Here is a 242-nt window from a genome sequence, read left to right as displayed (position 1 = left end):
GCCGGCTTCACAGCCGTGCAGGCCATCAAAAAAATCAGCACCCCCTCAACGGCGCCACCTACCTGGGGGCCGCGAGAAAAGCAAAAATCGGCACCATTGTGGCCGGCTACGCCAACCGCCGCCAAGTGGAGCTGCTGGTAGAAGCCGGCTTCACAGCCGTGCAGGCCATCAAAAAAATCAGCACCCCCTCAACGGCGCCACCTACCTGGGGGCCGCGAGAAAAGCAAAAATCGGCACCATTG

General features: G+C 60.7%; 1 protein-coding gene. It reads left to right on the top strand.

Features of this window, described 5'->3' with window-relative positions; translation table 11 throughout:
* A partial coding sequence (locus BEN48_RS18985; protein ID WP_206599805.1) for a hypothetical protein occupies positions 1-242 on the top strand: 242 nt, incomplete at both ends.

Origin of the sequence: Hymenobacter glacialis (genome assembly GCF_001816165.1) — a bacterium.
GTDB lineage: Bacteria > Bacteroidota > Bacteroidia > Cytophagales > Hymenobacteraceae > Hymenobacter > Hymenobacter glacialis.
Note: the sequence above shows the minus strand (reverse complement) of the source record. Positions and strands in the feature narration are given on the sequence as shown.